Origin of the sequence: Paraburkholderia fynbosensis (genome assembly GCF_902859935.1) — a bacterium.
Taxonomy (GTDB): domain Bacteria; phylum Pseudomonadota; class Gammaproteobacteria; order Burkholderiales; family Burkholderiaceae; genus Paraburkholderia; species Paraburkholderia fynbosensis.
The window spans coordinates 217,308-230,048 of record NZ_CADIKI010000004.1; the positions used below are offsets into that span (position 1 = coordinate 217,308).

At 64.1% G+C, this 12,741-nt stretch carries 13 protein-coding genes; 5 read left to right on the forward strand and 8 right to left on the reverse strand.

Translation table 11 applies throughout. The features are described from left to right. Position 1: 1 nt before the first annotated feature. Positions 2-331 (forward strand): hypothetical protein, encoded by a 330-nt coding sequence (locus tag HV770_RS08715; protein ID WP_121323284.1) that lies wholly within the window; start codon positions 2-4, stop codon positions 329-331. Between the two features lie 98 nt (positions 332-429). Here HV770_RS08715 and HV770_RS08720 read toward each other — a convergent pair whose 3' ends face one another. From HV770_RS08720 to HV770_RS08730, 3 genes are all read right to left on the reverse strand, one after another. Then, entirely contained in the window at positions 430-690 is a 261-nt protein-coding gene (locus HV770_RS08720; protein WP_121323282.1) for a hypothetical protein, read from the reverse strand. A 156-nt stretch (positions 691-846) separates the two neighbouring features. Further along, positions 847-1,179 (reverse strand): hypothetical protein, encoded by a 333-nt coding sequence (locus tag HV770_RS08725; RefSeq protein ID WP_121323280.1) that lies wholly within the window; start codon positions 1,177-1,179, stop codon positions 847-849. Between the two features lie 266 nt (positions 1,180-1,445). Beyond that, on the reverse strand, positions 1,446-3,329 hold the full coding sequence (locus tag HV770_RS08730) for a bifunctional sugar phosphate isomerase/epimerase/4-hydroxyphenylpyruvate dioxygenase family protein (RefSeq protein WP_175159018.1): 1,884 nt from the start codon (positions 3,327-3,329) through the stop codon (positions 1,446-1,448). Positions 3,330-3,647: 318 nt separating this feature from the next. Here HV770_RS08730 and aroQ point away from each other — a divergent pair, with 318 nt between their 5' ends. From aroQ to HV770_RS08745, 3 genes are read left to right on the forward strand one after another with little or no spacing between them, the layout of a single operon-like run. After that, positions 3,648-4,103, forward strand: coding sequence for a type II 3-dehydroquinate dehydratase (aroQ, locus tag HV770_RS08735; RefSeq protein WP_175159019.1), 456 nt, complete (start codon positions 3,648-3,650; stop codon positions 4,101-4,103). After that, positions 4,100-5,014, forward strand: a complete 915-nt coding sequence (locus HV770_RS08740; RefSeq protein ID WP_175159020.1) for a shikimate dehydrogenase — start codon at positions 4,100-4,102, stop codon at positions 5,012-5,014. The genes aroQ and HV770_RS08740 overlap by 4 nt, the downstream gene beginning before the upstream one ends. A gap of 24 nt (positions 5,015-5,038) precedes the next feature. Further along, positions 5,039-6,400 carry an MFS transporter gene (locus HV770_RS08745; protein ID WP_175159021.1) on the forward strand — a complete coding sequence of 454 codons (1,362 nt, stop codon included), beginning with the start codon at positions 5,039-5,041 and terminating at the stop codon, positions 6,398-6,400. A 107-nt stretch (positions 6,401-6,507) separates the two neighbouring features. Here the strand turns inward: HV770_RS08745 and HV770_RS08750 are convergent, their stop codons facing one another. From HV770_RS08750 to HV770_RS08770, 5 genes are all read right to left on the reverse strand, one after another. Further along, positions 6,508-7,203: a TetR/AcrR family transcriptional regulator gene (locus HV770_RS08750; protein WP_175159022.1), complete on the reverse strand. Its 696-nt coding sequence runs from the start codon at positions 7,201-7,203 to the stop codon at positions 6,508-6,510. A 94-nt stretch (positions 7,204-7,297) separates the two neighbouring features. Then, positions 7,298-8,584 (reverse strand): NAD(P)/FAD-dependent oxidoreductase, encoded by a 1,287-nt coding sequence (locus tag HV770_RS08755; protein WP_175159023.1) that lies wholly within the window; start codon positions 8,582-8,584, stop codon positions 7,298-7,300. A gap of 176 nt (positions 8,585-8,760) precedes the next feature. Then, positions 8,761-9,561 (reverse strand): anti-sigma factor, encoded by an 801-nt coding sequence (locus HV770_RS08760; protein WP_175159024.1) that lies wholly within the window; start codon positions 9,559-9,561, stop codon positions 8,761-8,763. Next, positions 9,558-10,130: an RNA polymerase sigma factor gene (locus tag HV770_RS08765; protein ID WP_175159025.1), complete on the reverse strand. Its 573-nt coding sequence runs from the start codon at positions 10,128-10,130 to the stop codon at positions 9,558-9,560. Before HV770_RS08765 ends, HV770_RS08760 begins: the two co-directional genes overlap by 4 nt. A gap of 462 nt (positions 10,131-10,592) precedes the next feature. After that, positions 10,593-11,525, reverse strand: a complete 933-nt coding sequence (locus HV770_RS08770; protein WP_175159026.1) for a dihydrodipicolinate synthase family protein — start codon at positions 11,523-11,525, stop codon at positions 10,593-10,595. A gap of 148 nt (positions 11,526-11,673) precedes the next feature. Here HV770_RS08770 and HV770_RS08775 point away from each other — a divergent pair, with 148 nt between their 5' ends. Next, entirely contained in the window at positions 11,674-12,663 is a 990-nt protein-coding gene (locus HV770_RS08775; RefSeq protein ID WP_175159027.1) for a LysR family transcriptional regulator, read from the forward strand. Positions 12,664-12,741: the final 78 nt, after the last annotated feature.

Sequence of the window (12,741 nt, forward strand, 5' to 3'; positions counted from 1 at the left end):
CATGGTCCGTCGCAGGCATCACTACTACGTGTACGTCGTCGCGCTCGACGATGCGGTCTGGAACGAGGCGCGTTTTCGCCGCGCGAATCCGGATTACCGGTTCGACAAGCCTTGCGTGTACGTGGGGATGACGGGACTGGACCCTGACTTGCGCTTTGACCGGCATAAGGCCGGCATTCAGGCGAACCGCTATGTGCGCGATTACGGCTTGCGTCTTGTGCCTGAACTATACGAAGTGTTCAATCCCATGCCTTACCGCGGCGCACAGGATATGGAAGTGGAACTGGCGATCGGGCTGCGCGAAGCGGGATACGGCGTGTGGCAGGCTTGAACCGGGTGGATGTGAGGGCGAATGCCTGCATGCGGGGGACGTGAACAGGCAGAAGCGCGTTGACCCGGGGACTTCCGCCCTCTTTGCCTGGGCTCGCGTTACTTGACGCCGAGCCCGCGCAGCACTGCATTGCCCTCGCGCGTCAAACGGATATGCGATGAGCCAGCGTCGCCGGAAACCGTTTCGATCAGACCGGCTTCGTGGAGCAGAGGAATCTCGGGTTTCGCGGACGCGTCGATCGGCGCGTGCAACAATAGCAGCAGCGTTGCCAGTTCGTGATGGCTCAGCAGACGGCGCAGTATGGTGGGGCGCTTTGCCGGCGCTGGCGTGTCGTTCGTGTTGGGATCGGACTGGTTCATGGTGCGCACCTCGTGCGGGGTCGTGTCCGGGGGATCATGCGGACGGAGTCTTAAACGATTCTTAAGACTCCATTGTCCTGTAACACCGTGACATGAACATTGCAACGGGACAACTTTCCCAGGCGTCCCACTTACAGTTCCTTAACCCGCAAACCCTTACGGAGCGCAGGTTTTGCCGGCCGACTCGAGCCACAGATTGTTGACATGGCGCTTGCCAGCATAGAAACGGTAAGTCGTAGCGCCATTGTCGCTGCGCACCTTGATGATGTTCGAATCGCCGAAATCGAGCATCTGGCCTTGCGGGATCGCGGTGGATTTGAAAGCGGCGTCGTGGCGGGTGGCGACTTGGGTCAGGCAGGCGACGACGTCGTCGACGGAGCGCTGCGTGGTGGTGTCCGTGACGGGCTCGCCGGCATCCGGATTCTTCTGAAAGTAAGCGCAAGCGCTGAGGAGCAGGGGAACTGACAGGACTACGGCAAACTTCTTCATATCTCTCCTGGCGTTTCATTCGGCCGACAGGGATGTGACCCCCGTATATGGCGCGGCCGCGCGGCGTGCGCCGCAACAATCAGGCGCCATTATATCGGGGCGGCGCGGATGCCCGAGGCGAGGTCGCATGTGGCGTGCCTGAGATGCGGGACGATGCGGCTGGAACTCTGTTTGCGCTGCCGGGTCTGCCGAACCGCGAACGCCAACCGCCGACGCCAACCGCCAGAACCGCCCCGGGTCCGCAGGAAAAACAGACCGCCCGCCACCTACTTGCGCCGCTGCGCCTGCGCAGCAAGCCGCACCGCAGCATTGGCCGCGCCGTAACCGTCGTAACCGCCACGCCGCTCGACGATCTCCAGGAAAAAGCGCTGATCCAGTTGTTCCGTGTAAGCGTGAAAAAACTCGCCCCCACGCTCATCCCGGTCGTACAGGATATTGCTGGCGCGCAACGCCTCCAGCATCTCGTCGGACAACGCGTAACGCGCGGCGAGATCGTCGTAGTAATTGCGCGGGATGCGCAACACCGGCAAGCCATCGGCGACGAATTCGGGAATCGCGCTGAAGATGTCGCCAGTACTGAACGCCACGTGGTTCAGGCCGGAGCCGTGATACGTATGCAGCGCTTCGGCCACCGCCGTGTGGTGATCGACCGACGCATTCAGCACGATCCGCACCGTGCCATCCCGGCTGCGCAGCGCGCGGCTGCGCACCAGTCCGTACGGGTCCGGCACCAGCACGCCCGGCTCGGCCTGGAAGCCCAGCGCGGTTCTCAGAAACAACACCCACGTATCCAGCGAATTCGCCGGCACAGACAGACACACGTGATCGATACGGGAAAGCGGCCCCACTTCGGTCGGACCGTTGACGTCGGTGAGGACGAAATCGGCTTCGAACAGCGTGGGCTGATCCGGCGTTTCGTCGACGAAATAGTTCAGGCTGCTGTCAGGCCCCTGCACGGCGGGCAGCACGCGCTCGTTTGGGCCGATCTGACCGGAGAACGGCGCGTAGCCGAAGCCGGCCGCGCGTTCGAACGCCTGATTGGCGTCGTCCACGCGAAACGCCGACGCGCACAGCGACAGCCCATGCTGCTGGAAGAACGCGTTGGCGAACGAATCGGGCTCGGCGTTCAGCACGATCGACGCGGCGCCGTGCTGGAACAGCGTGACCTCTTTCGAGCGATGCTCGCCGGCCTGGCGAAAACGCAGCTTGCCGAGCCAGTCGACGAGTTGCGCGCGCGTGGTGTGGTCGACCGCGAATTCGAGGAACTGATAGCCGACGTGCGCGGGCGCCGCCGGCGAGCGGTACAGGTCGCCGACCGGTTGCTGAGTCGTTTCGAGCAGCGCGCGGGTCTGTTCTTCGAGGAACAGCAGCGAGCGGTGACCGTCCGCGGCCGTGATCGTGGTGGGGGCGGCGCGAAAGCCGTCGTTGAAAATCTCCAGCGAAAGCGAAACCTTATAGCCCGTTTTCACGACCTGCGCCGTGAAGTTCGCCAGGTCGAAGTCGCCCTGGCCGGGGAAGCACCGGTAGTGGCGGCTCCATTCGAGCACGTCCATCGCGAGCTTCGGCGCGTCGGCGATCTGCACGAACGCGATGCGTTCGCCCGGAATGTCGGCGATCGCGTCCACCGTGTCGTTGAGCGACAGCGTGTGAAAACTGTCGAGCACGAGCCCGAGATTCGGATGGTTCACCGCGTCGACGAGTTTCCAGGCGTGGCGGTAAGTCTTGACATGCTTGCCCCACGCGAGCGCCTCGTAGCCGGCTATCACGCCGGCCGCCTCGGCCGCGCGGGCCAGAGCGCCCAGTTGATCGACCATCAGCGCGTCGTCGCCGATGGTGTCGGGCGACACGTTGCTGCACACCAGAATGCGGTCCGTGCCCAGTTCGTGCATCACGTCGAACTTGCGTTTCGCGCGATCCAGATTGCGTTCGAGGCGCTCCGGACTCACGCCGTCGAAATCGCGGAACGGCTGGAACAGCATGATCTTCAGCCCGAGATCTTCCGCGATGCGGCGCACGTCGGCGGGAGAGCCGTCGAAATACAGCAGATCGTTCTCGAAAATCTCGACGCCTTCGAAGCCCGCCGCCCGGATCGCGGTCAACTTCTCGACGAGGGTTCCGCTAATCGATACGGTGGCAATCGAACGTTGCATGAACGGCTCCTGCAAAAACTATCAGAACGGCAGTGGAAGAATACGCACACCGGTCAGCGCGGCACGCCCGCGCGTGTCGCGCGATGCATGCTGCAATGCGCAAACGCGCCGGCCGGTGATGTGTACCCGCAAGACGCAGGCCGGAATTACCCACTCTAACGGAAGTTTCGCCAGTTTATACAAACTAACTAGATGGTACAAATTCGTAGAAACCCCCAATGACGAGACCCGCCGATGGGTGCACACTTCGCTCCACGTCGAGGAGCAACCACGAGTGGCGTGGTCAGGTTGGCGCCTTACTTTGCAGGAGTCGTTGTCATGAGTTTTGCTTCCGTACTGGTCCTTAACGGACCGAACCTCAATCTGCTCGGCACCCGCGAGCCGGCCATCTATGGCGTGGAAACGCTCGACGACGTCGCGAAGCTGTGCCGCGACGCGGGCGAGCGCCTCGGGCTCGCGGTCGACTTCTGCCAGTCGAACGCCGAGCATCAGTTGATCGACTGGCTGCACGCGGCTCGCACCAAGGTCGATGGCATCGTGATCAATCCCGCCGCTTACACGCATACGTCGGTTGCGATCGCCGACGCGCTTTCCGCGATCGGCAAGCCGGTCGTCGAAGTGCATATCTCGAACGTGCATCGGCGCGAAGCGTTTCGCCATCACTCGTATGTGTCGGCGGTGGCGGACGCGATCATCGTTGGTTGCGGCACGCAGGGCTACATTTTCGCCCTGGAGCGGATGGCGACCATCCTTAAGAATAGGGCGGCTAAATGAACACACAAGCGAACACACGAGCAAACGTACCGGCGAACGCGCTGCCCAGTTCGCAGGCGACGCCGAATTCGTTTCTGGTCGGCCTGATCGGCGCGGGCATCGGCGGATCGCTGACGCCCGCGATGCACGAGGAGGAGGGCAGCAAGCTCGGCCTGCATTACGTGTACCGGCGCATCGATATCGAAGCTTTGAAGCTCGACGCCGCCGCGCTGCCGGACCTGCTGAACGCCGCCGAGCGCATGGGCTTCAACGGTCTGAACATCACGTATCCGTGCAAGCAGGCGGTGATTTCACTGCTCGACGAACTGTCCGACGACGCGCGCGCACTCGGCGCGGTCAACACGGTGCTGTTCAAGGACGGCAAGCGCGTCGGCCACAACACCGACTGGTCCGGCTTCGCGCGTGCGTTCCAGCGCGGCTTGCCCGACGTATCGCTGGAGCGCGTCGTGCAACTCGGCGCGGGCGGCGCCGGGGCGGCGGTCGCGCATGCGGCGCTGCAGATGGGTGCGCAGTCGCTCACGCTGTTCGACGTGGACGCCGCGCGAGCCGCTTCGCTCGCCGACGAACTGCAAAAGCGCTTTCCTTCCAGCACGGTCAGCGCCGGCACGTCGCTCGCGCAATCACTTGCCGCCGCCAACGGCCTGATTCACGCGACGCCCACCGGCATGGCGAAATTGCCGGGCCTGCCGTTGCCGATCGAATTGCTGCACCGCGATCTGTGGGTCGCGGACATCGTTTATTTCCCCATCCGCACCGCCTTGCTGCAGGCAGCCGAAGCCCTCGGCTGCCGCACGCTGAGCGGCGGCGGCATGGCGGTGTATCAGGCGGTCGACGCGATGCGCATCTTCACGGGGCTCGAGCCGGACGCCGAACGCGTGTATACGCACTTTCAGTCGTTGCTGCAACGATAACCAGAACGAGGAGACTAGCTCGACATGTCGCAACCAATTCAATCGACTTCTTCCGGCACGCCCCATCAGAAGGGCGCCACGGTCAACCCCGCGCGCCGCTCGAAGGCCCGTTATCAGATTCTCGGACTGCTCGCAGTCGGCACGATGATCAACTATCTGGACCGCACGGTGCTCGGCATCGCGGCGCCGCAGTTGACCAAGGAACTCGGCATCAATGCCGCGATGATGGGGCTGCTGTTCTCCGTCTTCTCCTGGAGCTATGTGGCCGCGCAAATTCCGGGCGGCCTGTTTCTCGACCGCTTCGGCAGCAAGCTGACCTATTTCCTCTCGATGACGCTCTGGTCCCTGTGCACGCTCGCGCAAGGTCTGGTGCACGGTATCGGCGCCCTGTTTGCGTTTCGGCTGGGGCTCGGCGTGTCGGAGGCGCCCTGCTTTCCAACCAATAGCCGCGTGGTGGCCACCTGGTTCCCGCAAAGCGAACGCGCGATGGCGACGGGCACGTACACCGTCGGCGAATATATCGGCCTCGCGTTTTTCAGCCCGTTCCTGTTCATGCTGATGGGCGCGTTCGGCTGGCGTTCGCTGTTCTATGTGGTGGGCGGCGTGGGCATCGTGTTCGGGCTGGTCTGGTGGATGTTCTATCGCGAGCCCCACGAGCATCCGTCGGCCAATCAGGAAGAGCTGGACTATATCGAAGCGGGCGGCGGTCTCACGCATAGCCGCAAGAGCGCCGATGTGGCAGCGGCGCCTGCGAAGAGCGGCTTCGAATGGCGCACCATCGGACGCCTGCTCAAGCATCGTCAACTGACGGGCATCTGCCTCGGCCAGTTCGCGGGCAATTCGACGCTGGTGTTCTTCCTCACTTGGTTTCCCACGTACCTGGCCACCGAGCGTCACATGGCGTGGCTGAAAATCGGCTTCTTCGCGATCATGCCGTTCATCGCGGCGTCGATTGGCGTGATGTTCGGCGGCGTGTTCTCCGACTGGCTGCTGCGCCGCGGCATCTCGCCGAACGTCGCGCGCAAACTGCCGATCATCGCCGGCCTGCTGCTCGCGTCAACCATCATTCTCGCCAACTATGTCGAGAGCAACGTGGTGGTGATCGCGATCCTGTCGGTGGCGTTCTTCGCACAGGGGATGGCCGCATTGGGCTGGACGCTCGTGTCGGATATCGCGCCCGAAGGGCTGCTCGGCGTGACCGGCGGCATCTTCAACTTCGCCGCGAACCTGGCCGGCATCATTACGCCGCTGGTGGTGGGCTTCATCGTCGCGGCAACCGGCTCGTTCGTCGGCGCGCTGGTGTTCATCGGCGCGGTCGCACTGATCGGCGCGCTGTCTTACATCTTTATCGTCGGCGATATCAAGCGGATCGTGCTGGTGGATTGAACGGCCTTCACTAGCCAAATGAGAAACGGGACGTGGGCTTCGGCCCACGTCCCGTTTTCATTTTCATGCTGGCCTAACACAGGCCGATAGCGATTCAGGCGCCCGCTTCAATCGTCCTTGCGCACGAAACGCAGCACGGCGTCGACGATCATCGCGCGATGCCTTGCGCGCAGGCGCGGATGCGACGGATCGCGGCCGAACGCGGTGCCGAACGTATGGCGATTGCCGACGCGGTGAAAGCACAACGAGCTGATCAGCAGATGCAGATCGATCGGATCGAGGTCGCTGCGGAACTGTCCCGCGGCGATACCGCGCGCGAGCAGATCTTCAATAGTGTGAATGACGGTGACATTGCGGCCCTTGAACGTCTTCACCTGTTCGACGTACTTCGCGCCGTGAATGTTTTCGATGGTCACGAGGCGCACGAAGTCACGCTGACGGTCGTGATAGTCGAACGTGAATTCGACCAGCGCGCGCATGCCTTCAACCGGATCGAGTTCGCTGACGTGCAGATCCTGTTCGAGCGCGCGAATGTCGCCATACACCTTTTCCAGCACGGCCTGGTACAACCCTTCCTTGCTGCCGAAGTAGTAGTACAGCATGCGCTTGGTGGTGTTCGTGCGTTCCGCGATCGCGTCGACGCGTGCGCCCGTCAGTCCCATCGCGGAGAATTCCTGGGTCGCGACGTCGAGGATGTTGCGCTTCGTCTGTTCGGGGTCGTACTTGCGCCGGGCGTCTCCACGCGGCGTATCGGACGGGATGCCGTTGGTATCAGGCTCGGCGGCCTTGCTTCCCTTTTTCATTGTGTATTCGAGCGGCAGTGACGGCGCATTCTAGCATGGCGAAACTGGCCTCTGGCGCGGGTCCCGGGCATAAGTGGCGGCGTATTGCGATGGTTCACACGACGGGGCGCGCGGCCCGGCGCGCGGCGAGCGCGTCGCGCGTCTGCATCGTGGTGTAGGTCAGTTGCGCGGCGGCGAGACCGAGCGCGCCGAAGGCGGGCGTCAGGCCGAAGCGCGCGAACGCGTCGGGCACCGGACGCTCGCCCGCAATGGCCGCCGCGAGCAGTTCGCCGGACATGGTGGTTGGCGCCATGCCGTGTCCGCCGAAACCGACCGCATACCAGACGCCGTCCGCGCTGCGGCCGATTTGCGGCATCTTGTGCCGTGCGTAGCTCATCAGGCCGCCCCAGGCGTACTCGATCCGCACGTCGCGCAATTGCGGATACACCTTGAGCAGATCGCGCCGCAGCAGTCGTGCGATAGTGTCTGGCGAGCGCTCGCGCACCGAGATGCGGCCGCCCCACAGAATGCGCGTGTCGGGCAAGGGCCGGTAGTAGTCGAACGCGAAGCGGGTGTCGTAGACGGCGGCGCGCGTGTCGATCGCATCGTGCAGGCGCGTGCCGAGCGGTTCGGTCGCCATCACGTAGGTGGCGATCGGCAGCACCGCGCGCTCGACGCGCGCGTAGACGTTGCGCGCATAGCCGCCGCCCGCCATCACGACGTGGCGCGCGTCGAGCGCGCCTTGCGGCGTGTGCACGACGAAGCCGGCGCCCGCGCGCTGCAGGCGCACCACCGGCGAGTGCTCGTCGATCGTAACGCCGGCGCGCGCCGCGGCATCGGCGACGCCGAGCACATATTTGAGCGGATGAAAGTGGAACGCGTTGCGCTCGAACAGGCCGCCGTGATAGCGGCGCGTCTTCAACTGCGAAGCGAGTTGCGCGGCCGGCACAGGTTCCCATTCGACGCCGAACGATTCGCGCATCAGGCGCCGTTGCGCGTCGAGGCGCGCCGGTTCGTCGAACCAGTTCGCGAGGATCACGCCGGCATCGGTCGCATCGCAATCGATCCGGTAGCGCGCGATGCGCTGGCGCATCAGATCGACGGCGTCGGTGGTCAGCGTATAGAGTTCGCGGGCGTGAGCGGGGCCGAGGGTCTTCAGCAGGTCGGCGCAATCGAGGCTGTAGCCGCCGAACACAAAGCCGCCGTTGCGTCCCGACGCGCCGAAGCCCACCTGCTGCGCTTCGAGGACGACGACCTCGTCGACGCCGCGCTCCGCGAGTCCCAACGCCGTCGACAAGCCGGCCAGCCCGCCGCCGATGAGGCAGACATGGGCGCTGCGCTGGCCGGCCAGCGGCGCATAGGTGGATGGGCGCGTCACGGTGGCTTCGTAAAAGCTTTGCATGGGGCTAAGGGTAGCGGCAATCGCGCGCTGGCGTCCAGTTGCGCTTGAGTGGAGTGACAACGAAGGAGCACAGCGTCGCGGCATCGCTCGGGCGTTCAACACTCAACACTCCAAACAAAGGGCCGGCATCCGCATACAGCGAACGCCGGCCTCGCCACACCGCTAAACCCTCCGGCTTACGACACCGGCAGCAGCTTGCCCGTGAACACGACCGGACCACTCGGCGCATCGTGATCCGGCGAGCCGCCCGGCGCTTCGATCGATACCGCAAGCGCCTCGTAATTCTCAGGCTTGTGCTGACCGGCGGTGACCGTGCCGGTCGCGCTGTCCGGCAGCAAGCCAAGCGACACCGGATGTCCACTCGCCGGAATGCCCCACAGCTCCATCGTGCGGCCGGCCGGCACGTCGACCTTGCCGAGCGGTTGGAGCGTCATCGTCGAGCGGCCTTCGTCCCACGCGACCAGCATGACCGGACGCGCGTCCGTGCTGTTCATCACGGCGACATGCGACACGGACGGTGCCGGTTTCTGCGCGATGGTCGGCGCAGGTGTCGGCGCAGTCGGTACTGTCGGTACTGTCGCGGCCGGCAACAGCGCGCGCACCGCGACCACCACGGCGATGGCGGCGAGCGCCGTGGCGCCGATCGCCCACCCGCGCCAGAACGCGAGGTTGTCGAATAGTCCGCGCGAAGCACGCGCCGGCGCTGCCAGTCCACTACGCGGCCGCGCGGCTTCGCGCGCGGCGCTCAGGCCGAGATGCCGCTCGATCGCTTCCCACACGGCCGCCGGCGGCATGCGCGGCTCGGCGAGTTCGGCCATCGGCGCAAGGTGCCGCTGCCATGCGTCGATCGCGGTGCGGATCGACGCGTCCCGATCCGCATACCGTTGAAAGCGCCGCCGGGCGGCGCCGCGCAACGTGCCGAGCACGTACTCGGCGGCCAGCAGATCGACGAGCTTAGGATAGCGAGTCAGATTCATTCCTCGCCTCCCAGACAGGTTTTCAGTTTGGCGAGGCCGCGTCTGATCCAGGATTTGAGGGTGCCGAGCGGCACCCTCAGCGTGTCGGCGATCTCGCTATGGCTCTGATCGCGCAGGTAGGCAAGCGCCACCGCCTGACGCTGCGCCGGTTCCAGTTGCTGCATGCAGCCGGCCAGCAGGCGTGCCTGCAAGCTGACCGCGGTCAACGCTTCGGGATCCGGATCGCTGCTTGCCACGAGATCGCCCAACGTATCGCTCCATTCCGTTTCCTGCGTAGTGACCCGTCGCAGGTGATCGAGAGCACGGTTTCGGACGATCGCGGACATCCACGTCATCGGTGCGGACAGTGCGCGGCGATAGTCGCCGGCAAAGCGCCAGATATTGACGAAGCTGTCCTGCAAGACTTCTTCGGCCCACTCATGCCTGGTCAATATACGGAGCGCGAGACCAAACAGTTTCGGGGCGGCGAGTTCATAGAGCTCGCGCAATGCCGCTGCATCTTCCTTGGCAATGCGTTCGAGCAGCTCGGCGAGGGTTTCCGGCGTCAGATCTCGAGGATCGGCGGTCATGGAAAGAAGTCGGGTGGGCTTGCGGGCCTATGTTACTCACATTCTTCCCGGCCATATATGTGGATTCTTCGCGCGGCGTGCATCCGTGTGGCGATGGAATGTGTATAGGACAACGGCGGGGCAACAGCGGGGCAACAGAGAGGCAACGGAGGCTGGTGTTGCGCTTATACGTGCGACCTCTCGAACGCAAACGAAGCGTTGCGGCTTACCCGAATAGCAAGAACACGGGGTGTGCGCGCAGGCAGAAGAGTGCCGTTGCACGGGCTCGAATCGACGACCGGCGACGGAGCCACGCGATGCAGGACGGACAAAGCATCGCGGGCGGGTTTGATGTGTTGCTTGAGCGTCGCGCTCATCCTGTGAAGGTTCGAACACTTGCCGAGTGCCTGGCAAGCGTTCGAACCGGAATGGATTCGCGGCCGCGTTTCGACAAATGCCGGACAAACGCCCGACAAGCGCCTCTTAACGACCCCAGCGCAACACCAGCGGATCGAGCCGCCGCGCGACTTTCAGCAAGCCTTCGCGGGTGGCCGGATGCATGGCCGGCAGCGGATGGCGCACCGCATCCGAGCGGATCACGCCGCCTTCCTTCATCAGCGCCTTGCACGAGGCAAGCCCGCCCTGGCGGTTTTCGTAGTTGATCAGCGGCAGCCACTGCTGATAGTGCGCGGCGGCCGCTTCGGTATCGCCGGCCGCATAGGCGTCGACGATCAGACGGATGCCGTCGGCGTAACCGCCGCCGGTCATCGAACCGGTCGCGCCAGCATCCAGATCGGCCATCAGCGTGATCGCTTCTTCGCCGTCCCACGGACCCACGATCGCATCGCCACCCAGTTCGATCAGCTCGCGCAGCTTGTTCGCGGCTTGCGGCACTTCGATCTTGAAGTACGACACGTTGTCGATCTCGCGCGCCATGCGGGCGAGAAACGGCGCCGACAACGGCGTGCCGCTCACCGGCGCGTCCTGGATCATGATCGGAATCTGGATTGCATCGGACACCGTACGATAGAACTCATAGATGCCACGCTCGCCGATGCGGATCGTCGCGCCATGGTACGGCGGCATCACCATCACCATCGCGGCGCCCGCGGCCTGCGCGCTGCGGCTGCGTTCCGCGCACTGATACGAGCTGAAATGCGTGGTCGTGACGATCACCGGCACGCGGCCCGCGACGTGTTCGAGTACGACGTGCATCAGCGTATTGCGCTCGTCGTCGGACAGGGCGAACTGCTCAGAAAAATTAGCCAGAATGCACAGTCCGTTCGAACCCGCGTCGATCATGAAGTCGATGCAGCGTTTCTGGCCTTCGAGGTCGAGCCGGCCGGCGTCGTCGAAGATGGTCGGCGCGACGGGGAACACCCCGCGCAATGCGGTGGGAAGCGATGCCTGGGTCATGATGATGTCGTTGTCCTTGGATGATCGGTGAAGCTGTTTGAATGTCTCCAACGCCGACTATACGGCGGCCTGCGCCGCAGGTATATTGAATTGTTTCCATCTTGTGATCGCTTTTACGACTCACCTCCTGAAAACTCGCACCTGTCCCATGAAAGACACTCTGAACGTCCTGCTGTCGAAACTACGCATGAAGCAACTGCAACTGCTCATCGCGCTCGACGACCTGAAGTCGCTGCACAAAGCCGCTGGCGCAATGTCGATGACGCAATCGGCGGCGAGCAAGGCGCTGCAGGAGCTGGAATCGATGCTCGACGCGCCGCTCTTCGAACGCTCGAAGACCGGCATGATCCCGAATCAGCTCGGCCACTGCGTGATCCGCTACGCGCGCCTTGTCGCGACGGACCTGACCGCGTTGTGCCAGGACGTCGCCGAGATACGCTCGGGGCGCGGCGGCCGGCTTGCGGTGGGCGCGATCATGGGCGCAATTCCGGAGTGCGTCGTGCCGGCGCTGAACCGGCTGCATGCGGGGCAGCCGAATCTGTCGATCGAAGTGATGGAAGACACCAGCGCGCGGATGCTGCTGCAACTCGACGACGGCCGGCTCGATCTGGTGATCGGCCGCGCGGCGGTGGCGGCCGACCCGTCGAAGTATCAGTACCGTCCGCTCGGCGACGAGCCGTTGTCGGTGGTGGTGGGCTACGGTCATCCGCCGTTGCCGAAGAAAGAGGTGCGGTTGCGCGATCTGGCCGGCCACCGTTGGGTGATGTATCCGTCGCACATGCCGTTGCACGCGCTACTCGAACGGGAGATGGATCTCGCCGGTCTCGACATGCCGGACAACGCGATTTCGACGGCCTCCACGTTTGTTACGGTCGCCTTGCTGCAAAGCAGCCCCGACTTGGTTTCCCTGCTGCCGACCGCAATTGCCGCGATGTTCGTCCGGCAGAAGATGCTGCGCTTGGTGCCCGTCAAACTCAAGTCGCCGTCACAGACCTTCGGCGTGGTGACGCGCAAAGGCGGCGTGTTGTCGTCGCCGGCCGAACAGTTCATCGGGTTGCTGTGCGACGAGGCGCTGGAGCACACACCAGCGCCCGCGCCCGTGCGGAGACGGGCGGCGCAAAAGCGCAAAGCCGCTTGAAGCGGCGCGTTTCCGGCGCGTGGAAGACCCTCAATATCTCACGCTAATTCGCGTTTTGCCATGTGCCGCCACGATGTG